General features: G+C 67.2%; 24 protein-coding genes. 11 read left to right on the top strand and 13 right to left on the bottom strand.

The annotated features are described in order from the left end of the window. Positions 1-106: 106 nt before the first annotated feature. From ACYZGB_RS11360 to phnG, 8 genes are read right to left on the bottom strand one after another with little or no spacing between them, the layout of a single operon-like run. Positions 107-1,261 (bottom strand): alpha-D-ribose 1-methylphosphonate 5-triphosphate diphosphatase, encoded by a 1,155-nt coding sequence (locus ACYZGB_RS11360; RefSeq protein WP_462388330.1) that lies wholly within the window; start codon positions 1,259-1,261, stop codon positions 107-109. Further along, positions 1,258-1,989 carry a phosphonate C-P lyase system protein PhnL gene (gene phnL, locus ACYZGB_RS11355; protein ID WP_462388328.1) on the bottom strand — a complete coding sequence of 244 codons (732 nt, stop codon included), beginning with the start codon at positions 1,987-1,989 and terminating at the stop codon, positions 1,258-1,260. The genes ACYZGB_RS11360 and phnL overlap by 4 nt, the downstream gene beginning before the upstream one ends. Continuing rightward, positions 1,986-2,774, bottom strand: a complete 789-nt coding sequence (gene phnK / locus ACYZGB_RS11350; protein WP_462388327.1) for a phosphonate C-P lyase system protein PhnK — start codon at positions 2,772-2,774, stop codon at positions 1,986-1,988. The genes phnL and phnK overlap by 4 nt, the downstream gene beginning before the upstream one ends. Beyond that, positions 2,771-3,232 (bottom strand): N-acetyltransferase family protein, encoded by a 462-nt coding sequence (locus tag ACYZGB_RS11345; protein WP_462388326.1) that lies wholly within the window; start codon positions 3,230-3,232, stop codon positions 2,771-2,773. Before ACYZGB_RS11345 ends, phnK begins: the two co-directional genes overlap by 4 nt. Next, on the bottom strand, positions 3,229-4,149 hold the full coding sequence (locus ACYZGB_RS11340) for an alpha-D-ribose 1-methylphosphonate 5-phosphate C-P-lyase PhnJ (RefSeq protein ID WP_462388324.1): 921 nt from the start codon (positions 4,147-4,149) through the stop codon (positions 3,229-3,231). Before ACYZGB_RS11340 ends, ACYZGB_RS11345 begins: the two co-directional genes overlap by 4 nt. Continuing rightward, positions 4,146-5,249, bottom strand: coding sequence for a carbon-phosphorus lyase complex subunit (locus tag ACYZGB_RS11335; RefSeq protein WP_462388323.1), 1,104 nt, complete (start codon positions 5,247-5,249; stop codon positions 4,146-4,148). The genes ACYZGB_RS11340 and ACYZGB_RS11335 overlap by 4 nt, the downstream gene beginning before the upstream one ends. A gap of 2 nt (positions 5,250-5,251) precedes the next feature. Further along, a complete protein-coding gene (gene phnH, locus ACYZGB_RS11330; RefSeq protein ID WP_462388321.1) occupies positions 5,252-5,893 on the bottom strand; it encodes a phosphonate C-P lyase system protein PhnH in 642 nt (213 codons plus the stop codon). After that, positions 5,890-6,402, bottom strand: a complete 513-nt coding sequence (phnG, locus tag ACYZGB_RS11325) for a phosphonate C-P lyase system protein PhnG (protein WP_121422099.1) — start codon at positions 6,400-6,402, stop codon at positions 5,890-5,892. The genes phnH and phnG overlap by 4 nt, the downstream gene beginning before the upstream one ends. A 75-nt stretch (positions 6,403-6,477) precedes the next feature. Between phnG and phnF the strand changes: the two genes are divergently transcribed. Genes phnF through ACYZGB_RS11300 form a run of 5 tightly spaced genes read left to right on the top strand, consistent with a single transcriptional unit; the run spans position 6,478 to position 10,244 of the window. Beyond that, complete coding sequence (gene phnF, locus ACYZGB_RS11320; protein WP_462388319.1) at positions 6,478-7,260, top strand: phosphonate metabolism transcriptional regulator PhnF; 783 nt, start codon at positions 6,478-6,480, stop codon at positions 7,258-7,260. Then, positions 7,247-7,975: a DUF1045 domain-containing protein gene (locus tag ACYZGB_RS11315; protein WP_462388318.1), complete on the top strand. Its 729-nt coding sequence runs from the start codon at positions 7,247-7,249 to the stop codon at positions 7,973-7,975. Before phnF ends, ACYZGB_RS11315 begins: the two co-directional genes overlap by 14 nt. Beyond that, the gene (gene phnN / locus ACYZGB_RS11310; RefSeq protein ID WP_462388317.1) at positions 7,972-8,586 is read left to right on the top strand and encodes a phosphonate metabolism protein/1,5-bisphosphokinase (PRPP-forming) PhnN; all 615 of its coding nucleotides are present in this window, start codon (positions 7,972-7,974) and stop codon (positions 8,584-8,586) included. The genes ACYZGB_RS11315 and phnN overlap by 4 nt, the downstream gene beginning before the upstream one ends. Next, the gene (arsC, locus tag ACYZGB_RS11305) at positions 8,583-9,005 is read left to right on the top strand and encodes an arsenate reductase (glutaredoxin) (protein ID WP_462388316.1); all 423 of its coding nucleotides are present in this window, start codon (positions 8,583-8,585) and stop codon (positions 9,003-9,005) included. Before phnN ends, arsC begins: the two co-directional genes overlap by 4 nt. Before the next feature lie 39 nt (positions 9,006-9,044). Further along, on the top strand, positions 9,045-10,244 hold the full coding sequence (locus ACYZGB_RS11300) for an MFS transporter (RefSeq protein ID WP_462388315.1): 1,200 nt from the start codon (positions 9,045-9,047) through the stop codon (positions 10,242-10,244). A 47-nt stretch (positions 10,245-10,291) separates the two neighbouring features. Here the strand turns inward: ACYZGB_RS11300 and ACYZGB_RS11295 are convergent, their stop codons facing one another. After that, positions 10,292-10,651: a hypothetical protein gene (locus ACYZGB_RS11295; protein ID WP_462388314.1), complete on the bottom strand. Its 360-nt coding sequence runs from the start codon at positions 10,649-10,651 to the stop codon at positions 10,292-10,294. A gap of 55 nt (positions 10,652-10,706) precedes the next feature. Then, positions 10,707-11,375 carry a DNA-3-methyladenine glycosylase I gene (locus ACYZGB_RS11290; protein ID WP_462388313.1) on the bottom strand — a complete coding sequence of 223 codons (669 nt, stop codon included), beginning with the start codon at positions 11,373-11,375 and terminating at the stop codon, positions 10,707-10,709. Between the two features lie 82 nt (positions 11,376-11,457). Here ACYZGB_RS11290 and ACYZGB_RS11285 point away from each other — a divergent pair, with 82 nt between their 5' ends. The 3 genes from ACYZGB_RS11285 to ACYZGB_RS11275 are packed head-to-tail and all read left to right on the top strand — an operon-like array spanning position 11,458 to position 13,756. Further along, positions 11,458-12,615 carry an aminopeptidase gene (locus ACYZGB_RS11285; protein ID WP_462388311.1) on the top strand — a complete coding sequence of 386 codons (1,158 nt, stop codon included), beginning with the start codon at positions 11,458-11,460 and terminating at the stop codon, positions 12,613-12,615. Between the two features lie 11 nt (positions 12,616-12,626). Next, positions 12,627-13,034 carry a polyhydroxyalkanoic acid system family protein gene (locus ACYZGB_RS11280; RefSeq protein WP_462388310.1) on the top strand — a complete coding sequence of 136 codons (408 nt, stop codon included), beginning with the start codon at positions 12,627-12,629 and terminating at the stop codon, positions 13,032-13,034. Positions 13,035-13,051: 17 nt separating this feature from the next. Continuing rightward, the gene (locus ACYZGB_RS11275) at positions 13,052-13,756 is read left to right on the top strand and encodes a nitroreductase (protein ID WP_462388309.1); all 705 of its coding nucleotides are present in this window, start codon (positions 13,052-13,054) and stop codon (positions 13,754-13,756) included. 291 nt (positions 13,757-14,047) lie between these two features. On the opposite strand, the gene ACYZGB_RS11270 is transcribed toward ACYZGB_RS11275, so the two are convergent. Then, positions 14,048-15,133 (bottom strand): ornithine cyclodeaminase, encoded by a 1,086-nt coding sequence (locus tag ACYZGB_RS11270; protein WP_462388307.1) that lies wholly within the window; start codon positions 15,131-15,133, stop codon positions 14,048-14,050. Between the two features lie 198 nt (positions 15,134-15,331). On the opposite strand from ACYZGB_RS11270, the gene ACYZGB_RS11265 reads away from it, so the two are divergent. Continuing rightward, a complete protein-coding gene (locus ACYZGB_RS11265; RefSeq protein ID WP_462388306.1) occupies positions 15,332-16,252 on the top strand; it encodes a hydroxymethylglutaryl-CoA lyase in 921 nt (306 codons plus the stop codon). 62 nt (positions 16,253-16,314) lie between these two features. Here the strand turns inward: ACYZGB_RS11265 and ACYZGB_RS11260 are convergent, their stop codons facing one another. Next, complete coding sequence (locus ACYZGB_RS11260; RefSeq protein ID WP_462388305.1) at positions 16,315-16,569, bottom strand: acyl-CoA-binding protein; 255 nt, start codon at positions 16,567-16,569, stop codon at positions 16,315-16,317. A gap of 150 nt (positions 16,570-16,719) precedes the next feature. On the opposite strand from ACYZGB_RS11260, the gene ACYZGB_RS11255 reads away from it, so the two are divergent. Continuing rightward, positions 16,720-18,357, top strand: a complete 1,638-nt coding sequence (locus ACYZGB_RS11255) for a wax ester/triacylglycerol synthase family O-acyltransferase (protein ID WP_462388304.1) — start codon at positions 16,720-16,722, stop codon at positions 18,355-18,357. Positions 18,358-18,486: 129 nt separating this feature from the next. Here the strand turns inward: ACYZGB_RS11255 and ACYZGB_RS11250 are convergent, their stop codons facing one another. After that, positions 18,487-19,344, bottom strand: coding sequence for a LysR family transcriptional regulator (locus ACYZGB_RS11250; RefSeq protein ID WP_462388303.1), 858 nt, complete (start codon positions 19,342-19,344; stop codon positions 18,487-18,489). 98 nt (positions 19,345-19,442) lie between these two features. On the opposite strand from ACYZGB_RS11250, the gene ACYZGB_RS11245 reads away from it, so the two are divergent. After that, positions 19,443-19,832, top strand: a complete 390-nt coding sequence (locus tag ACYZGB_RS11245; RefSeq protein ID WP_462388301.1) for a tautomerase family protein — start codon at positions 19,443-19,445, stop codon at positions 19,830-19,832. Positions 19,833-19,850 lie beyond the last annotated feature (18 nt).

Genomic DNA, 19,850 nt, shown 5'->3' with positions numbered 1-19,850 from the left:
CTCCTGGGGGTTAAGTCGTCTAGACAACTGAAGTGTGATTGCCGGGCGTGACAGCGCTTTGACAGTTGGGAGAAGTTTGGATGTCAGGGAATAACCTGCACGCGCTCTACAGCACGCGCTGGCCTTCGCGCCACACGCCCCGCACCACGGCCTGGCAGCCGCCATCGGGCAACTCAGCCATGTGCACCTGCAGCAGGTCGGCGCGCAGGCCGGGCGCCAGCGCGCCCCGGTCCGCCATGCCCGCAGCTTTGGCCGAGTTTCGCGTGACGGTGGCCACGGCCTGCGGCAAAGACAGGATGTCGTCCTGCACCAGACGCATCACTGCACCAAGCAGGCTGCCGGGCACGTAGTCGGACGAGAGGATGTCCAAGAGCCCCCGGCGGGCCAAATCGGCCGCCGCCACATTGCCCGAGTGCGAACCTCCGCGCACCACGTTGGGCCCGCCCATCACGGTAAGCAGCCCCCGCTCGTGCGCAGCCTGGGCTGCGGCCAGCGTGGTGGGGAACTCCGACATCGCGGCCCCTTCGGCATGGGCCTGCTCCACATGCGCCACCGTCGTGTCATCGTGGCTGGCCAGAGAGATGCCGTGGGTGCGGCAATAGTCCACAAAATACGCACGGTGCGGCTCGGCGTACTGCGCCTGCAGCGTGGCCGCGTGCGCCACCTGGCGCTCGAATTTCTCGGCGCTCCAGCCCTTCTTGCCGGTGTAGTAGGTGCGTGCCTGCTCGATGTTCTCCCACTGGCGCTGGCCCGGGGTATGGTCCATCAGCGAGATCAGCGACAGGCGCGGGTGCCCGTGGAAGGGCTCAAACAGGTCGATGGTGTTGGGCGCAGGCAGCTCGCAGCGCACATGCAGGTGATGGTCCGCACGCAGCAGGTTGAGCTCGGTGCAAGTGTCGATGGTGTCGAGCACGCGGTTCCAGGTACTGCCACGCAGGCTGTCTGAATCAGCCTCGCCCACGCCCAGCGCATCCAGCACCGTGGTGATGCCTGCGGCCGCAATCTCGGCATCGTGCGCCAGCAGTGCAGGCATCTCGGCCCATTGCACCTTGGGGCGCGGCATCAGGTGGCGCTCGAAGTTGTCGGTGTGGATTTCCACCAGCCCGGGCAGCAGGTAGTCACCCCCCAGATCAATGCCCTGCAGGGCCGATGTGCTACCACCGTCCACCGACGCGATGCGCCCACCATCCATGTGCAGGCTGCCCCGCACCACTTCGCCCGGCAGCACCATGCGGGCGTTCTTGAACACGGTCGCGGTCATGCCGATGCTCCCCGGAAGTCGCCCACGTTCACGCGGCGCGTGGCCACGGCAGCACCGACCTGCGCGTCATGAAAAATTCCCACCAGGGCCGCGCCGCGCGCCACGGCTTCGCGGATCATGGTGATCACGGTCTCGGTGTTGGCCGCATCGAGCGATGCGGTGGGCTCGTCCAGCAGCAACAGCGGCTTGGACTTGATCATGTTGCGGGCGATGTTGATGCGCTGCTGCTCGCCGCCGGAGAACGTGGCGGGTGGCAGGTGCCACAGCCGCTCGGGGATGCGCAGGCGGGTCAGCCACTGGCGGGCGGTCTCGCGCGCGGCCTCAATGCCCGCAGGGTCGTCCCCGGCGTCTTCCGCCAGTGGCTCGGCCACCACGTCCAGCGCCGACACGCGTGGGATGACCCGCAGGAACTGGCTCACATAGCCCACGGTGTCGCGCCGCAGCTGCACCAGCGCACGCGGCGTGGCCTGCGTCACATCCACCGCAGTGCCATCGGCCAAGCGCACCGTGATGCGCCCCGCATTGACCCGGTAGTTGGCGTAGATCATCTTGAGCAGCGTGCTCTTGCCCATGCCCGAGGGTCCGTCCAGCACCACACATTCACCGGGCTGCACGGCCAGGTCCACCTGGGCAAGCACTGGCAGTTCGATGCCGTTCTGGTGGTGCAGGGTGAAGCGCTTAGCCACTCCTTGTATCTGGAGAATGGGCGCAATGGAAGGCTGGTTCATGGCTGCAGTACCGAGGAAACGAGGAGCTGGGTGTAGGGGTGTTGCGGGTCGTCGAGCACCTGGTCGGTCAGGCCCGCTTCGACCACGCGGCCGCGCTGCATGACCACCATGCGGTGGGCCAGCAGGCGTGCCACGGCCAAGTCGTGCGTGACCACAATGGCCGCCAACTGCATCTGCCGCGTGAGCTGGCGCAGCAGGTCCAGCAGGCGCGCCTGCACTGATACATCGAGGCCCGAGGTGGGTTCGTCCATGAACACCAGGCGAGGCTGGGTAACGAGGTTGCGCGCAATCTGCAGGCGCTGGCGCATGCCGCCCGAAAACGTGCGCGGTGCATCGTCGATGCGCGCCGCATCGATCTCCACGCGCTGCAACCATTCCGTGGCCGTGGCGCGCAGGCGGCCGTAGTGGCGCTCGCCCAGCCCCATCAGGCGCTCGCCCACGTTGGCACCGGCGGACACATCCATGCGCAGGCCGTCCGCTGCGTTCTGGTGCACAAAGCCCCAGTCGGTGCGCGCCAGCAGACGCTGCTGCGCTTCGGTCATGGCATAGATGTCCTGCAGCTCTCCGCTGCGCTGGCGGAACTGCACCATGCCTTCGTCCGGGGCGCTGCGTGCTGCAATGGCGTTGAGCAGCGTGGACTTGCCGGAGCCCGACTCCCCCACCACGGCCAGCACCTCGCCGGGCCATAGGTCAAAGGACGCGCCTTGCAGCGCCACGCGGTCGCCATAGCGCTTACTGACGTTGCGCACGCTCAGCAGCGGCGCAGAAGGTTCGGGGTGATTCATGTGAGGGTCTCGACAACAAAGCTCAGGCCATGCTGCGCAAAGCCCAGGGATTCATAGAAGGCATGCGCGCCCTTGCGGCGGGCGTTGGACGAGAGCGCGAGCTTGTAGCAGCCCGCATCGCGCGCCTGCTGCATGGCGTGGGCCATCATCTGGCGGCCAATGCCTCGGCCATGCTGGTCCTGTGCCACCACCACGTCTTCCACGATGGCCGAGGGCGTGCCTCGGTGCGCCAGGTTGTGCATGACAAGCAGCGCATAGGTGCCCACCACGGCGCCGTGCTGCGCGGGGTCGCAGGCCACCCACAGGCGGTAGCTGGGGTAGCGGGCGAACTGGGCCCGCACGGCCTGCGCTTCTTCCAGGGTCAGCACGTCGGCCGCGCTGTCTTCAATCGCGGCATACAGCGCCAGCACGCTCTCCAGGTCGGCCTGCCGGGCTTCGCGGATGTGCACGGTGCTCATGCGGTGCCGCCTTGCACCTGCGCAGCTTCGGCTTGCTGCGACTGGCGCTCCTGGCAATAGTCGGAGTCCGAGCACACATGCATGCGGCCGCCCTGGTCGTCGGTAATCACCTCGTCCAGAAAGCTGTCGGTGGCGCCACACAGCGCGCAGGAGGCATCCCAGCGCTGTACTTCAAAAGGGTGGTCCTCAAACCCCAGGCTCTCCACCGGCGTGTAGGGCGGCACGGCGTAGATGCGCTTTTCGCGGCCCGCGCCAAACAGCTGCAGCGCGGGGTTCATGTGCATCTTGGGGTTGTCGAACTTGGGGATGGGCGACGGCGCCATCACATACCGGCCATTGACCAGCACCGGGTAGTCGTAGGTGGTGGCGATGTGGCCGTAGCGTGCGATGTCTTCGTAGAGCTTGACGTGCATGAGCCCGTACTCGGCCAGGCCATGCAGAGTGCGCGTTTCGGTCTCGCGCGGCTCCAGGCGCTGCATGGGCTCGGGCACGGGCACCTGGTAGACGATGACCTGGCCTTCGGTCAGCGGTGTCTCGGGGATGCGGTGGCGCGTCTGGATCAGCGTGGCCGCGCGTGTGCGGGTGGTGGTCTCCACGGCCGTGGTGCGCTCGAAGAAGCGGCGGATATTGACCGCGTTGACCGTGTCGTCCGAGCCCTGGTCGATGACTTTGAGGCAGTCCTGCGGGCCAATGATGGACGCGGTGACCTGGATACCACCGGTGCCCCAGCCATAGGGCAGCGGCATCTCGCGCGAGCCAAACGGCACCTGATAGCCGGGGATGGCCACGGCCTTGAGGATGGCGCGGCGGATCATGCGCTTGGTGCGCTCGTCCAGGTAAGCAAAGTTGAAGTGGCCGTCCACCGGTGCGGCGTCGGCGGGCAGGCCCATCACGGCGGGTTCCATGGGCGCGTTCATGCGGCATCCTCCTCAGCGGGGGTGGTGGGGTGGGCGGCAGCGGCGCGCATCTTGCGCACCAGCTCCAGCTCGGACTGAAAGTCCACGTAGTGCGGCAGCTTCAAGTGCTGCACAAAGCCCGAGGCCTCCAAGCTGTCGCTGTGGCCCAGCACAAACTCCTGCATCTGCGCAGGCGACTCCACCGGCTCGCCCAGCTCATCGGCACGCAGGGCGCGGTCCACCAGGCTCATGGCCATGGCCTTGCGCTCGCTGTGGCCAAAAGCCAGGCCGTAGCCGCGCGTGAACTGCGGGGGCTGGCTCTTGCTGCCTGCAAACTGGTTCACCATTTCGCATTCGGTGATCTCGATGTCGCCAATGTCGATGGCAAAGCCCAGCTCTTCGGGTTCGATCTCCACCGCCACCGTGCCCAAGCGCACCTCACCCACAAACGGGTGCGAGTGCGAGTAGCCGCGCTGCGTGGAATACGCCATGGCGAGCAAGAAGCCCTCGTCCCCGCGCGCAAGGTTTTGCAGGCGTGTGGCGCGGTTGGCGGGGAAGCGCAGTGGCTCGCGGGTCAGGTCCGCTGGCACGGGGTCGCCCGGGGGCACGGGGCGGGTTTCGATCAAGCCTTCCTGGTTGAGCAGGTCCACCACGCGCGGGGTGGGGCCGGGTGGCACAACCGCTGCCGCAGCGGCAGGTGGCGTCACCGTGCCTTCTACCAGCAGCTTGAAGTCGAGCAGGCGCTGCGTGTAGTCGTAGGTGGGGCCCAGCACCTGCCCGCCGGGCAGGTCCTTGAAGGTGGCGGAGATGCGCCGGTCCAGCACCATGCGGCTTGTGTCCAACGGGCAGGTGGTGCCCAGGCGCGGCAGCGTGGCGCGGTAGGCGCGCAGCAAAAAGATGGCTTCCACCAGGTCGCCCGCCGCTTGCTTGATGGCCAGCGCGGCGAGTTCGGGGTCGTAGACCGAACCCTCGGTCATGACGCGGTCCACCGCCAGCTTGAGCTGCTGGCGGATCTGCGCCACCGAGAGTTCGGGCTGCGCGGCATCGCCCCTGCGCTGACGGGCCAGCAGCTGGTAGCTGCTGAGAATGGCGGCTTCTCCGCCTTTGACGGCTACGTACATGCTCAGGCCTCCTGAAGGGCAGTGGCGCCGCGCGTTGCCCGCGTGGTGCGTGGCAGACCCACGATGTGGTCTGCAGTGGCCAGCAGCAGATCCACACCGCGTGGAAACACCCCATGGTTGGCCGCCCACTGGGCCTCGAAGTCGTCGGGCAGGCCATCCACCTGCAAGGCAGCCACCTCCTGGATGCCGGGGCCGCTCAAGTGCCATGCATTACTCGCGTCCGCCGTGGTGGCGGCGGCACGCGATACATCGACCACGCAAGTCGCTGATTGGTCGGGGTAGATGTCGGTGCCCAGGGCCAGACGGTTCAGGGCGGGCAGCGCATCACCCTGCGCCACCCACACAACACGGGCTTGCGCAGCGTCGGCCGCCAAAGTACAGCCTGTGTGAAAGCGCAGCCAGGCACCGACATCGCTGTTTGCCAGTCTGGGCGAGAGCCACAACGTGCAGTCGCTGTCGAGCAGGGCCAGCAGCACGGCAGCCGATGCGGCATGCCCCATGGCAGGAACTCGCGCGTCGTGTTCTACCGCCACCGTGCGGCCGGGGTGCGACAGCGCCTGCAGCACCGCGCGGAACACCGCCTGGCTGCCAAAGGCTTCATTCGAAAATCCGGCACCCAGCGATGCCAAGGGGGTCGTGCTCATTCGGTGTCCTCGTCGTTGTCGGCACCGCTCTCGCGCGCCACGGTAAAGAAGTCCACCTTGGTGCTGGCAGCCCGCGCCTGGCGCTCGGCCTGCGTATTGCGCAGGTGGTTGCGGATGGGTTCGAGCAGTTGTGCGTCCAGCACCGGTTGCTGAACAGGGTCTTGCAGCAGCGCATCGGCCAGGGCCGCCAGCTGCACCTGGCGGTGCGACCGGCCCAGCACGTAGGCCACGCCCACAGTGGCCTCGGCGGCGTCCGATGCGTCGGCCACGCGCAGCGCGCAGCGGGTGACGGTGACCTCGCCCAGGTTGAAGCGCTCGCCCGTGCCACCGGCGCGGCCCTGCACCATCATCAGGCCGGTCTCTGGTGCACGCAGCCAGCGCGCGGGGCGCGTGGCGTGCTCGTGCAACGCAGATTCGAGCAGCCCCAGCGGCGCCCGGGCCAGCAGCGCCATCCACTGCGCGCGGCCCAGGGGGCGGCCCGGTCCCGGGTTGTCAAAGGCTTGAAACATGGAAGTGGTACCCTGAAATTTGTATAGACAAATTGAACAACTGGCGCCAGCTTATAGAGCGCGCATGTAGGTTTCATGACAGCCAGCACCACCTCTCTCACGACCCCGCTACAGGTCCCGCAAGCACCACCACTGCGCCCTGCGCGCGACAGCTTCTGGACGCGCATAGCCGCCGAGCTGACCGAGGCCATCGGCAGCGGCGTCTATCCGCCCGGCCAGCGACTGCCCTCGGAACACGCGCTGGCCGAGCAGTTCGGCGTGAACCGCCACACCATCCGCCGTTCGCTCGCCGGCCTGTGCAGCCAGGGGCTGGTGCGCATCACGCAGGGCAGCGGTACCTATGTGGAAGACTTTGCGGTGGACCTGGTGCTGGGCAAGCGCACGCGCCACCAGCAGGGCCTGGCGCAGGCGGGGCTGCGCGGCAGCCTGGTGGTGCTGCAGGCCCAGACCACGCGCGCCACGGCGGCGCTGGCGAAGGCGCTGCAAGTGCCCGCGCGCAGCCCGCTGCTGGCGCTGCGCGTGCGGGGCGACGCCGAGGGCCAGCCCCTGCACATCAGCGAGCGCTACTTTCCCCTGCCCCGCTTCGAGAACCTGGCGGCCGTGGTGCGCGAAACGGGCTCCATCACCGCAGGCTTCACCGCCCACGGCGTGGCCGACTACACGCGCCGCGAAAGCCGCATCACCGCCGAGCTGCCCAGCGCCGAAGTGGCCGCCCAGTTGCGCCAGCCCACGTCGCGCCCCGTGCTGCAGGTAGAGAGCCTGAACGTGGACCTGGCAGGCACGCCCATCGAATGGGCCCGCGCCTGGTTTGCGGGCGACCGCGTGAAACTGACCATTGACCACGATGAACACGCCTGAAAAGCCACCCATCCACCACCGCTATGCGGTCTATTTCGCACCCAACCCGGGCGGCTTGGGCTGGCTGGCCGGCAGCCATTGGCTGGGGCGCTGCGCCGCGCTGCTGCAGCCGCTGCAGCAGCTCGCCATCGACGGCGTGGCGGCGGACGACCTGCACCGCCTGACGGCGGCGCCCCGCCGCTACGGCTGGCACGCCACGCTCAAGGCGCCGTTTGCACTGGCGCCCGGCACCGACTGGATCGCGCTGCACCAGGCCGTGCAGTCCGTGGCGCGCGGGCTGCAACCCTTTGTGCTTCCGCCCCTGCAGGTGCAACGCATCGACGACTTTCTGGCGCTGGTGCCCCCGGCGTTGCACCCCGCCAATGCGCAGATCCAGGAGACCGCCGCCACCTGCGTGACGGCGCTACAGCCTTTGGCCGCCCCCTTGTCCGACGCCGACATGGCCCGGCGCCGCGCGGCGGGGCTCACTGCCCGGCAGGACGCGCTGCTGGAGCAATGGGGCTACCCGTTTGTGCTGGACGAGTTCCGATTCCACATGTCGCTCACCGGCAGCCTGGCGCAGGTGGACACACAGACGCAGGCGCTGGTGTTCGAGGCCGCGCAGGAGTTCTTCTCGGACCTGCCCATCCTGAAGTTCAACAGCCTGGCCTTGTTCGCAGAGCCCACACCCGGCGCCGACTTTGTGCTGCTGGATCACCTGGAGATGGGCGCATGACCGCGGGCCGGCTGGTCTACTGCATGGGCCCCTCGGGCGCGGGCAAAGACAGCCTGCTGGACTGGTTGCGGGCACACCTGCCCACCCCGTGCCCCGTGCACTGGGCGCAGCGCACCATCAGCCGCTCCGCCATGCCGGGCGGCGAAGCCCATGAAAGTGTTTCGCCCGAAACGTTTGTTGCTTTGCGCCACGAACTGGCCTTTGCCCTGCACTGGGAAGCCAACGGCCTGGGCTACGGCGTGCGGCATGCACAACTGGCGCCGCTGGCCCAAGGCCACTGGGTGCTGCTCAATGGCTCGCGCGCCTACTTGCCCGAGGCCCTGGCGCGGTTCCCGGACCTGGTGGCTGTGCACATCACTGCCAGCCCGCAGGTGCTGCGCGAACGTCTGCTGGCGCGGGGCCGCGAGACGCGCGAAGAGGTGGAGGCCCGGGTCCAGCGTGCGCTGGCCTACAGCCCGCCGCCGGGCGCGGCCAGCCTGGAGGTGCACAACGACGGAGCGCTGGACGATGCGGGCCAGCGGCTGCTGAACGCGTTGGAAAATTTGCCGGGCTGGCCCCAGCGCAGTGGCAAACTTTCGCCCATTGTTTCCATCCTTTCCAGCACGCCATGACCACCATCACGATCTATCACAACCCCAAGTGCGGCACGTCCCGCAACACCCTCGCCATGATCCGCAACAGCGGCGTGGAGCCCGAGGTCATCGAATACCTCAAGACCCCGCCCGACCGCGCCACGCTGGTGGCGCTGATTGCGGCGACCGGCGAGCCGGTGATCAACGCCGTGCGCACCAAGGAAGCGATCTTCACCGAGCTGCAGCTGGACGCACCGGGCGTCACCGACGCGCAGCTCATCGACGCCATGCTGCAGCACCCCATCCTCCTCAACCGCCCCATCGTGGTCACGCCCCTGGGCACGCGGCTGTGCCGCCCGTCCGAGAGGGTGCTGGACATCCTGCCCGCGCCGCAGCAAGGTGCCTTCACCAAGGAGGACGGCGAAGTCGTCAGCAACGCGCAGGGCCAGCGTGTCTGAGGCAACCTCGCGCGCCCCCACCATGGCCCACCGCGCGGCATGAGCGCCGCCTCGCAACGCTGGACCGTGGCGCGCCTGGGCACAGCCCAGACGCTGGCCTGGGCCTCGTCCTACTACCTGCCTGCCATGCTGGCCGCGCCCATGGCGCGCGACCTGGGGGTAGCCACGCCCACGGTGTTCGCCGCGTTTTCCGTGGCGCTCATCGTGTCGGCGCTGCTCGGGCCTTTCGCGGGCCAGGCCATCGACCGCCATGGTGGCCACCCGGTGCTGGTGGGCACCAACCTGTTGTTTGCAGCTGCTCTGGCGGGCATGGCCCTGGCGCAAGGCCCGGTGGGCCTGTTTGCTGCGTGGGTGTTGATGGGCGTGGCCATGGGCTCGGGCCTGTACGAGGCAGCGTTTGCCACGCTGGTGCGGCTGTACGGCCAAGGCGCGCGCAGCGCCATCACCGGCATCACGCTGATCGCGGGGTTTGCCAGCACCGTGGGCTGGCCGCTGTCGGCCTGGATGGAGGCGCAGTGGGGTTGGCGCGGCGCGTGTGCGGGCTGGGCCGCATTGCACTTGCTGGTGGGCGTGCCGCTCAATGGCTGGCTGCCGCGCGCCGACGCCGCAGAAAAGGCCACCGAACCATCGACGGACGCCATCGCAGCGCCCACCACAGAACCGGCCGTATCCGCCCCGCCCACTCCAGCCCACCCGCTGCGCACCACCGTGCTGCTGTCCTTTGTGTTTGCGGTCACCTGGTTCACCAGCACCGCCATGGCAGCCCACCTGCCCCGCCTGCTGCAGGCCAGCGGTACGTCGCTGCAGGCGGCAGTGGCAATGGCCGCGCTGGTAGGCCCTGCGCAGGTGGCGGCACGCCTGCTGGAGTTTGGTTTTCTGCGCCGCCTGCACCCGCTGCTGTCGGCCCAGCTGGCTGCCGCCGCACACCCCGTGGGCGCGGGCTTGCTGATGGTGCTGGGCGGGCCTGCGGCAGCGGTGTTCACCGTGCTGCACGGGGCAGGCAACGGGATACTGACCATTGCCAAGGGCACGCTGCCGCTGGTGCTGTTTGGGCCTGCGGGCTACGGCGCCCGCCAGGGGCTGATGATGGTGCCCGCCCGTGTCGCACAGGCGTTTGCACCGGTGCTGTTTGGCATTTTGCTCGATGAAGTGGGCGCTGCCGCCTTGTGGGCCACCACACTGCTGGGGCTGGCAGCGCTGGGGGCGTTATGGGTGTTGCGGCCCACGGCGCGGCAATAGCCAGAAGCGTGCCGGTGGTATTGCGCTGACCTGCACGTCAGCGCCGATCAGCCCAAGAACGTGATCACCACCGAAAAAATCGCCGCCGCCCAGCCCACACGATTCGCCATCTGCGCGGCCTTTCTCTCCGTCGGAAACAACTCGCACCGGCGCCACTTCCATATGTTGCCCACGCCCACAACCAGCACGCCCGCCACTGCGATGCCAATGGAACGAAGCACGACACCCAGCCCCAAGCAACCGATCAGTGTTAGCCATGTGAACACGCCAATGCCGCTGGACGTGCTGGCCAGCACATGCGACAGCCCTCCGCAATAGCAACATTGCGCAGGACTCTCTCGTGTGGACCAGCGACGTGCGGCATTGCTGACACCGGGTTGCTGGCAATCAGGGCAGGCGTGTTTCATGCAGTCAGGGCGAGTTGTTGGCGATCCCTGCCAGACCAGGCGTGCAGCGCGCCCGTCATGGCACCACAAACTCCGCACGTGCCCTGAGCGCTGGAGCACGCGAATGGCAGCCTTCGAGGTGGTCGTTGACCAGCCCCATCGCCTGCATGAAAGCGTACACCGTGGTGGGGCCCACAAAACTCCAGCCCCGCTTTTTCAGGTCCTTGGACATGGCAATCGACGCGGGCGACGTGGACAGGGTGCGCGCCACTTCGCGCGTGATGCGCTCGGGCCGGTCGGTGGCAGCGGGCTCGTAGCGCCAGGCGTAGTGCGCGAGCGAACCAAACTCGCGCCGCAGCTCCAGCACACGGTGGGCATTATTGATGGTGGACTCGATCTTGCCCCGGTGGCGCACGATGGCCGCTTCCTGCACCAGGCGCTCGACCTCGGCCGGGCCGAAGGCCGCGACCTGCTCGGCGTCGAAGTTCGCGAACGCGGCGCGAAAGCCCTCGCGCTTGTTCAGGATGGTGAGCCAGCTCAGGCCCGATTGAAAACCCTCCAGGCAGATCTTCTCGAACAGCCTGCGGTCGTCGGCCACCGGAAAGCCCCACTCGGTGTCGTGGTAGTGGCGGTACAGCGGCGTGGACTGGCACCAGGTGCAACGCGGGCAACCGGCCTCGTCGGCAAACAGGCCGTCGGCCAGCGCGAGTTGGCGAGCAGTATCGGGAGCGGTCAAAGGGGTCATGCGCGGCATTCTAGAAAGCACAACAGCCAGGCTGCTGACAGGGCGAGCGCAAAGGGTTCGAACTGCCCATAAACTGCGCTGCATGCGCCAGCCACTTTCCCGCCTGCGGGCCACTTTCAGCCTGATGTTTTGCCTGGTGCTGGCCGGCTGCGCCAGCACCACGGGTCCTTCCAACGCGCTGGGCTACTACTGGCAGTCGCTGCGCGGGCACATGCAGATCATGCATGCCGCAGAACCGATTGACGACTGGGTGGCGCGCAAGGACATCTCGCCCGCCCTGCGCGAGCGGCTGCAGCTGGCGCAACGTGCGCGTGCCTTTGCGGTGGCAGAACTCGGCCTGCCCGACAACGCCAGCTACCGCCGCTATGCCGACCTGAAGCGCCCCGCCGCCGTGTGGAATGTGGTCGCCGCGCCGCCCTATTCGCTGACGCTCCACACATGGTGTTTTCCTGTCACGGGCTGCATCGGGTACCGGGGCTACTTCACCGAGGCTGCGGCACAGGCCGAGGCCGCCGAGCTGTCCGCACAGGGCCTGGAGGTGGAGGTGTACGGCGTGCCCGCCTACTCCACGCTGGGCTACATGAACTGGGCGGGCGGCGACCCGCTGCTGTCCACCTTCATCGCCTGGCCCGAGGGCGACTTTGTGCGCCTGCTGTTCCACGAGCTGGCGCACCAGGTGGTGTATGCCAAGGACGACACCCTCTTCAACGAATCCTTTGCCACGGCGGTCGAGCGCATCGGCGTGGCGCAGTGGCTGGCCACGCAGTCCACCCCCGCCACGCGCGAGGCCTATGCCACCAGCGAGGCGCGGCGCGGCGCCTTTCGCACCCTGACACGCACCACACGCGCCCATCTGGCTACCATTTATGAAAAAAAAGAGGCCTCTGCGCGCGATGAAAAAGCGTTAGCAGCTATGAAAAGTGAAGCAATGCAGCGTTTTCGGACGGACTACGCCGCGCTGCGTGCGCGCTGGCTGCAACCACAGAGCGGCGCCACACCCCAGGCCACTACAGCCCAGGTGGCAGGCTACGACCGCTGGGTAGCCCAGGCCAACAACGCCAGCTTTGCCGCCCAGGCCGCGTACGACGAACTGGTGCCTGCATTCGAAGCCCTGTTCGACCGCGAGGGCCGCAACTGGCCCCGGTTTTATGATGCCGTACGACAACTGACGCAGCAGCCCCAGCCACAACGCCACGAGGCCTTGCGCGCACTGCAGCCATCCCGGACAACGCCCTCATAAGGAGACGCCCCATGCCAGACATCCACATCCACCGCGACCACCACCTGGGCTTCAAGGAGGCCCGCAAAGTGGCCTTCTCCTGGGCCGAAAAAGCCGAAGAGAAGTTCGACATGGAATGCACCTACGAAGAAGGTGACACCGAAGACCTGCTGACCTTCACCCGCACGGGCGTCAAAGGCACACTGCTGGTGGATGCCCACCAGTTCGAGATGAAGGCCCATTTGGGCTTTTTGCTGGGCGCCTTCAAGGACCGCATCGAAGCCGAGATTGGCGAACAGCTGGACGCGCTGCTCAACGCACCTCACCCAGGCGCCAAGAAGCCCGCAGCCGACAAGAAGAAACACGCGGCAGACGCGAACGCAAGCCAACCAACGGCCAAGGCAGCGGCCAAGCCTGCCGCCAAGGCCAAGAAGGCCTAGCCGGCCGGGCCACCGCCATGACATCCCCCACGAACGAGGCTACCGCCTACAGCCCGGCGTTTGACACCCTCTCCACACTGCTCCACACCCGCTACAGCTGCCGCGCCTTTGTGCCCGCGCCGCTGCCACGCAGCACCATCCAAGCCATCCTGGCCACCGCGCAGCGCACGGCCTCGTGGTGCAACGCGCAGCCCTGGCAGCTCACCATTGCCAGCGGCGCCTCACTCGAGCGCCTGCGCAGTGCCCTTCAAGCCCAGATGGCCACAGCCGCCCCTGCGCCCGACCTGCCCTGGCCCCGCGAATACCGGGGCGTGTACCGGGAGCGGCGGCGCGAATGCGGCTGGGGCCTGTACGAAGCCCTGGGCATTGCCAAGGGCGACCGCGAAGCCTCGGCCCGCCAGGCGGCGCAGAACTTCACCATGTTTGGCGCACCGCATGCGGCCATCGTCACCAGCGACGAGGCGCTGGGGGTGTATGGCGCGGTGGACTGCGGCGCCTATGTAAGCAACTTCATGCTGGCCGCGCACAGCCTGGGCGTGGGCTCCATTGCACAGGCTGCGCTCGCGTCCTACCCCGGCGTGCTGCGCGAGGTGCTGGGCATTGGCGAGGACCGCAGCATCGTCTGCGGCATCTCCTTTGGCAGGGCAGACCCGGCCCACCCGGCCAACCATTTCCGCACCACCCGAGCCGACCCGGGGAGCAGCGTGGTGTGGAGGGAGTGAATGAGCGCTTCATACGAGCCAGGTGCGCGCGTGGCGCTGCAAACCTTTCTCGGGACGACCTACGCTCCCGCAGATTGCCGACCCGCCGATAACTATTGGCTGCTGCTGGGGGCTACCGGCACGGTGCTCACACCGCCAAACGCCGAGAGGCGAGTTCTGGTGCGCTGGGATGTTGACGTAGCAGGGCATGGCCTCGCTTGCCACAACCCAGAGCCCAACAGCTTGCTCATCGCCGAAGCCGATCTAGTGGCGTTGCGTCGGGGCTGAACATGCCCAGCCCCAACACATTTGTCAAGCGACGGCTTTGAGCCGGGGGGCGAAGGAGGTGTCCGCTGCGAAGCCCGTTGGTTGCAACAGACCAAACAGGTTCTTGGGGTCTGACAGCTGGGGGATGAGTTCGATGGGCTGTCCCATGCCCAGCTCGGTGGCGGCATCGCGCAAGAACCGCAGCGCAGAAAAGTCCTCCAGCGCAAAGCCCACGGAGTCGAACACCGTCACCGCCGCATCACTGGCCCGGCCCGCGCACTGGCCCGCCAGCACCTCCCACAGCTCGGTCACGGCAAAGTCGGTCGGCAGCTGCTGAATGTCGCCTTCGATGCGCGTCTGCGGCGCGTATTCCACAAACACCTGCGCCTGCCGCAGAACGTCGGCATGCAGCTCGGTCTTGCCGGGGCAATCGCCGCCCACGGCGTTGATGTGCATACCGGGCGCCAGCATGCCGGGCGTGAGGATGGTGGCGCTGGTCTTGTCGGCCGTGACCGTGGTCACAACGTCAGCACCGCGCACGGCCTCGGCCGTGTTGATGCAGGCCACGGTGCGCAGGCCCGTGCCTTGCAGGTTGGCCTGCAGCTTGGCGGTGGCGGCCGGGTCGGTATCAAACAACCGCAGCGTGGTGATGCCCAGCAAGTGGTGAAACGCCAGCGCCTGGAACTCGCTTTGTGCGCCGTTGCCGATCAGCGCCATGGTGCGCGCGCCGGGGCGCGCCAGAGCTCGGGCGGCCACGGCCGACATGGCAGCGGTGCGCAGGGCTGTGGTGAGGGTAAGTTCGCTCAGCAGCAGCGGTGCGCCCGTGGCCACATCGGCCAGCACGCCAAACGCCATCACGGTGGGCAGGCCCCAGCGCGTGTTCTTGGGGTGGCCGTTGACGTACTTGAACGCATAAGTCTGGCCATCGGCAATGGGCATGAGTTCGATCACCCCATCGCGCGAGTGGCTGGCCACCCGTGCTGATTTGTCGAACGAGCCCCAGCGCAGAAAGTCGGCCTGGATGTAGTCGGCAATGCCGCGCAGGCAGGCCTCGACGCCTTTGCGCTGCACCAAGGCAATCACATCAGGGGCGCTGAGGTACAGGGTGGAAAAGTGGTTGCGAGAAGCCATGGTGTGTGTCTCCGGATAGGAATGGATGCAGCTCAAAGCAGTGTCCCGGAGCGCAAAAACAATAGGAATCGCCCAAACTGCCGCTAATTGCAGACCCGTTTGCCGGTATGGCAGCCCAAATTGCCACTTTGTTCAAAACCCCCAACCCCTCCAGCCACACCACCGCGCTATCCTCGGCGCGTTCATCCGCCCAGCACCATGACGCTCCCCGAAATACTCATCAGCGAAGTCGGCCCACGCGACGGCCTGCAGTCCGTGAAAGCCACCATGCCCACGGCAGACAAGCTGCGCTGGATCGACGCTCTGGTAAGTGCCGGGCTGCGCGAGATCGAAGTGGGCTCGTTCGTGCCCGCACGCCTGCTGCCCCAGATGGCCGACGTGGCCGAGGTGGTGCGCCACGCACTCACCCACCCCGGCATCACCGTGATGGCGCTGGCGCCCAACCTGCACGGGGCCGAGGCGGCCCTCGCGGCCGGGGTGCACAAGGTCACGCTGCCGGTATCAGCCAGTGCCGCCCATTCGCTGGCCAATGTGCGCAAGACACGCGAGGCCATGGTCGAAGAGGTGCGCGCCGTGGCACAACTGCGCGACGCGCAGGCGCCCGGCGTGCTGGTGGAGGTGGGACTGTCCACCGCCTTTGGCTGCACGCTGCAGGGCATGGTGCCCGAGGACGATGTGATCTGGCTCGCAGGCCTGTGCGCCGAGGCCGGGGCCGACGAGGTGGGCCTGTCCGACACCACCGGCATGGCCAACCCGGCGCAGGTGCGCCGCCTGTTCACACGCCTGCGCGCCGAGCTGGGTGCCAAGGCCGGGGCCGCTCACATGCACAACACCCGGGGCCTGGGCCTGGCCAATTGCCTGGCGGCCTACGGCGTGGGGGTGCGAACCTTTGATGCCTCACTGGGCGGGCTGGGCGGCTGCCCCTATGCGCCGGGCGCCTCAGGCAATGTGGTGACGGAAGACCTGGTATTCATGTTCGAGGCCATGGGGATTGCCACAGGAGTGGACCTGGACCTGCTCATGGCTGCACGCGCGCCACTGCAGACGGGGCTGCCGGGCGAACCGGTCTATGGCATGACACCGGAGGCGGGACTACCCAAGGGATGGACCAAGGCATAGCCCCGGGGCAGCCAAAGAAAAAGGCGACCGAGGTCGCCTTTTTCTTTGGAAGGAGCGCCGTATCAGCTCAGCGACGTGATCAGGTCCACATACTGCTGCTTGGCGTCATCGGCGCCCGTGCCCTTGAGCTTTTCCCAGGCGTCCCACTTGGCCCGGCCCACCATGTCGGAGAAGCTGGGCTTCTTCTCGCTGTTGTCGCCAGCGGTGGCTTGCTTGTACAGGGCGTAGATCTTGAGCAGCGTGGCGTTGTCGGGACGCTCGCTCAGGTTCTTGGAATTGGCCACAGCGGCTTCGAAGGTGGCGTTGAGGTCGGCCATGTCAGTGTGCTCCTGGGAATGTTTTGGGGGGAGGGAAAAAACGGTATCGGCAAGGGTTTGCTGCGTTGTATCTTACGGGCTGAGCACGGCCCGGGGCCGCTCAATCCATAGAGGCAAGCCCCCAAAAATCAAACAATAGGTGTACATCTGATGGTGACCCGTATTCCTGCACCCAGCAAAGCCGCGCCCGGCAATGGCCAGAACCCCTTGCGCACGATGCGCGACCAAGCCCCTGAGGTGGCGCGCAAGGCAGCCCAGGCCTTGCCCCCCGCAGCCCGCAAAGCCGCCACCGTGGTTCAGAAGAACGTGCGCCGCGCGGCCACCGGCATGCTGGGCCTGTCGGGCGAGCGCATGAGCAAGGTCGATACCGCTTGGCTGCGCATGGATTCAAGCGGCAACCTGATGATGATCAACGGCGTGTGGACCCTCTCGCCCGGCATCACCTGGGATGCACTGTGCGAGCGTGTGCAGCAGCGCCTGCTGCAGTACCCGCGCTTTCGCCAGCGCGTGGTGGAAGACGCAGCCGGCGCCACCTGGGTGGAGGACCGCAACTTCGACATCGCGGCCCATGTGCTGCGCGAGAAGCTCCCGGTCAAAAAAGGCGAGAAGAGCATGCAGCGCGCGCTGCAGGACCGCGTGGGTGAGCTGTCCATGCAGCCGCTGGATGCGCGCCGCCCCCTGTGGCAGATGCACCTGATCGAAAACTTTGTGGGCGACGACGGCCAGCCGGGCAGTGCGCTCATCGTGCGCATCCACCACTGCATTGCCGACGGCATCGCGCTGATCTCGGTCACCATGTCGCTGGTCGATGGCGGCTCCGAGCCCCCCAAGCGCAAACCCCGTGCCGACAAAGACGGCGCAACCGCCGAGGACTGGATTGCCGACGCGCTCATCAAACCCTTCACCGGCCTCACCGTGAAGGCGCTGGACCTGGCGGGCGACAGCGCGGCCAAGTCGCTGCAGATGCTGGGCGACCCCGAAAAAGCCATGCACAACGGTTTGGCAGGCACTGTGGACATGGCGCGCGTTGCCTACCAGCTCGTCAGTGATGCGGCGGCATTGGCGCTGATGCCCGACGACTCGCCCACGCGCCTCAAGGGCCAGCCCGGCAGCGCCAAGCGCGTGGCCTGGTGCCCGCCGATTCCGCTGGAAGAGGTCAAGGCCATTGGCAAGGCACTCAACTGCTCCATCAACGATGTGCTGCTGTCGTGTGTGGCGGGCGCCATCGGCGGCTATCTGCGCAGCCAGGGGGACGACCCCACGGGCCAGGAGATCCGCGCGATGATCCCCGTCAACCTGCGCCCCATGGAAGAGGCGTGGAAGCTGGGCAACCGATTCGGCCTGGTGCCGCTGGTGCTGCCCATCGGCGTGGCCAACCCCATCGAGCGGGTGTACGAGGTACGCAAGCGCATGAACGCGCTCAAGGGCAGCACCCAACCCATCCTGGCGTTTGCGATGCTGGCCGTGGCAGGCTTGATGATCAAACCCGCGCAGGATGCGCTGCTCAACCTGTTTGGCCGCAAGACCACGGCGGTGATGACCAACGTGCCCGGCCCCAAAGAGCAGCTCACGCTGTGCGGATCGCGCGTCACACAGTGCATGTTCTGGGTGCCGCAATCGGGCGACATCGGCCTGGGCGTTTCCATCCTGAGCTATGGCGGCGGCGTGCAGTTTGGCGTGATCACCGACACCACCCTGTGCCCCGAGCCGCAGCGGATCATCGACGCCTTTGCGCCAGAGTTTGACCAGCTGTCGCTGCTCACGCTGATGCTGCCCTGGGGCGAGTGAGCGGGACGCCACGGCAGGGATGTGCACGCGCTGGCATCGCCTGCCGCGCCAATTCGCCGAACACTTCGAACGCCGGAAAAAACGCGACTGCGCCCCTCGGTTCGCCGCCCATTTCTCGGGTTCGGTGGACTACCCTCGTACCGCACTGCGAAAAGCCGCCGACAGCGCTGTCAGCGCATCGCGCGGGCGGCCATCCTGGGTGCGTGTGTGCAGCAGCACCGGCAGGCGCGGCAGCGCAGGCAGCCCCAGGCGAGCACCCACATCTACCGCCCCCAGCGGCAGCATGCGCGGCGCTAGCGCCGCCACGCCCAGCCCGGCCATCACGGCCGCCGCCACAGCAGCAACGCCTCCACCCACAAACACCTCGGCCCAGGCCATGCCCGCAGCGTCCAGCGCCTGCCCCGCCATCGCCCGCACACCGCAGGGCTCGGCCAGCGTGGCCAGGGACAGGGGCTCGCCCGCACGGTGCTGCCAGCCGGGAGCGGCGAACCAGCCGAAGGACTCTTCGGCCAGCAGTTCGCCATCGCTGCGGCCCACGTGCATGCGGGCCAGCACGGCATCCAGCTCACGCCGGTCGTAGCTTTGCAGCAGGTCGCCCGACGAGCCGATGCGGATCTCGATGAGCAGCTGTGGGTCTTGCTGGTTCATGCGGGCGATCAGCGCGGGCAGCTCCGGCCCGGCCACATGGTCGCTGATGCCGATGGTCAGGCGCTGGCGGGCCTGGGCGAACGTGGCAAGGGCGCGGTCGTGCACGGCCAGGAGTTCGCGGGCATGCCCCAGAAAGGCCGCGCCCCGGGCCGACAGCTGCACGTGCCGCGGCGTGCGCTCAATGAGCCGGCAGCCCAGGCGGGCCTCCAGCCGCTGCAGCTTGAGGCTCATCGCCGCCTGCGCCGTGCCCATGGCCTCGGCTGCGCGCGTGAAGCTGCCCAGCTCGGCAATGCGCACAAAGGCCTCGACGGCATCCAGATCCAGGGATCGCTCAACCATTTAAATTTGATATTTCTGAAATAGATATCCATAGCATATTCATATGGATAGGATTTCGCCAGCTTCTTCTTTTTTGTCTTTTAAAAAAGGACCCTGTCATGCCCTTGATCCACATCGCCATGCGCGCCGGAAAGCCCGAGGCCTACCGCCAGGCCATTTTCGACACGCTGTACCGCGCCATGCGCGAGACCTTCAACGTGCCCGAGGACGATCAGTTCATGACCATCACCGAGCACGAGGCCGCGAACTTCCGCTACAGCCCCACCTACCTGGGCGTGGCACGCAGCGACGACGTGGTGTTCATCCAGATCACCGCCAACAACACGCGCGGCCTGGAGCAGAAAAAGGCGCTGTTTGCGCGCACCGCGCAGCTGCTGGGCGAGAGCCCGGGCCTGCGGCCCGAGGACGTGTTCATCAACATCGTCGAGGTGGCCAAGGAGAACTGGTCCTTCGGCCACGGCCTGGCGCAGTACGCGCAGCCCACCTGACGCACATTGGCGTCGCGG

It is taken from the genome of Acidovorax sp. Q11 (genome assembly GCF_054950075.1).
Note: the sequence above shows the minus strand (reverse complement) of the source record. Positions and strands in the feature narration are given on the sequence as shown.

Excerpts from the sequence above, each read along its gene's own strand:
- ACYZGB_RS11360 (WP_462388330.1), bottom strand. The coding sequence starts at position 1,261 with ATGACCGCGACCGTGTTCAAGAACGCCCGCATGGTGCTGCCGGGCGAA.
- phnL (WP_462388328.1), bottom strand. The coding sequence starts at position 1,989 with ATGAACCAGCCTTCCATTGCGCCCATTCTCCAGATACAAGGAGTGGCT.
- phnK (WP_462388327.1), bottom strand. The coding sequence starts at position 2,774 with ATGAATCACCCCGAACCTTCTGCGCCGCTGCTGAGCGTGCGCAACGTC.
- ACYZGB_RS11345 (WP_462388326.1), bottom strand. The coding sequence starts at position 3,232 with ATGAGCACCGTGCACATCCGCGAAGCCCGGCAGGCCGACCTGGAGAGC.
- ACYZGB_RS11340 (WP_462388324.1), bottom strand. The coding sequence starts at position 4,149 with ATGAACGCGCCCATGGAACCCGCCGTGATGGGCCTGCCCGCCGACGCC.
- ACYZGB_RS11335 (WP_462388323.1), bottom strand. The coding sequence starts at position 5,249 with ATGTACGTAGCCGTCAAAGGCGGAGAAGCCGCCATTCTCAGCAGCTAC.
- phnH (WP_462388321.1), bottom strand. The coding sequence starts at position 5,893 with ATGAGCACGACCCCCTTGGCATCGCTGGGTGCCGGATTTTCGAATGAA.
- phnG (WP_121422099.1), bottom strand. The coding sequence starts at position 6,402 with ATGTTTCAAGCCTTTGACAACCCGGGACCGGGCCGCCCCCTGGGCCGC.
- phnF (WP_462388319.1), top strand. The coding sequence starts at position 6,478 with ATGACAGCCAGCACCACCTCTCTCACGACCCCGCTACAGGTCCCGCAA.
- ACYZGB_RS11315 (WP_462388318.1), top strand. The coding sequence starts at position 7,247 with ATGAACACGCCTGAAAAGCCACCCATCCACCACCGCTATGCGGTCTAT.
- phnN (WP_462388317.1), top strand. The coding sequence starts at position 7,972 with ATGACCGCGGGCCGGCTGGTCTACTGCATGGGCCCCTCGGGCGCGGGC.
- arsC (WP_462388316.1), top strand. The coding sequence starts at position 8,583 with ATGACCACCATCACGATCTATCACAACCCCAAGTGCGGCACGTCCCGC.
- ACYZGB_RS11300 (WP_462388315.1), top strand. The coding sequence starts at position 9,045 with ATGAGCGCCGCCTCGCAACGCTGGACCGTGGCGCGCCTGGGCACAGCC.
- ACYZGB_RS11295 (WP_462388314.1), bottom strand. The coding sequence starts at position 10,651 with ATGAAACACGCCTGCCCTGATTGCCAGCAACCCGGTGTCAGCAATGCC.
- ACYZGB_RS11290 (WP_462388313.1), bottom strand. The coding sequence starts at position 11,375 with ATGACCCCTTTGACCGCTCCCGATACTGCTCGCCAACTCGCGCTGGCC.
- ACYZGB_RS11285 (WP_462388311.1), top strand. The coding sequence starts at position 11,458 with ATGCGCCAGCCACTTTCCCGCCTGCGGGCCACTTTCAGCCTGATGTTT.
- ACYZGB_RS11280 (WP_462388310.1), top strand. The coding sequence starts at position 12,627 with ATGCCAGACATCCACATCCACCGCGACCACCACCTGGGCTTCAAGGAG.
- ACYZGB_RS11275 (WP_462388309.1), top strand. The coding sequence starts at position 13,052 with ATGACATCCCCCACGAACGAGGCTACCGCCTACAGCCCGGCGTTTGAC.
- ACYZGB_RS11270 (WP_462388307.1), bottom strand. The coding sequence starts at position 15,133 with ATGGCTTCTCGCAACCACTTTTCCACCCTGTACCTCAGCGCCCCTGAT.
- ACYZGB_RS11265 (WP_462388306.1), top strand. The coding sequence starts at position 15,332 with ATGACGCTCCCCGAAATACTCATCAGCGAAGTCGGCCCACGCGACGGC.
- ACYZGB_RS11260 (WP_462388305.1), bottom strand. The coding sequence starts at position 16,569 with ATGGCCGACCTCAACGCCACCTTCGAAGCCGCTGTGGCCAATTCCAAG.
- ACYZGB_RS11255 (WP_462388304.1), top strand. The coding sequence starts at position 16,720 with ATGGTGACCCGTATTCCTGCACCCAGCAAAGCCGCGCCCGGCAATGGC.
- ACYZGB_RS11250 (WP_462388303.1), bottom strand. The coding sequence starts at position 19,344 with ATGGTTGAGCGATCCCTGGATCTGGATGCCGTCGAGGCCTTTGTGCGC.
- ACYZGB_RS11245 (WP_462388301.1), top strand. The coding sequence starts at position 19,443 with ATGCCCTTGATCCACATCGCCATGCGCGCCGGAAAGCCCGAGGCCTAC.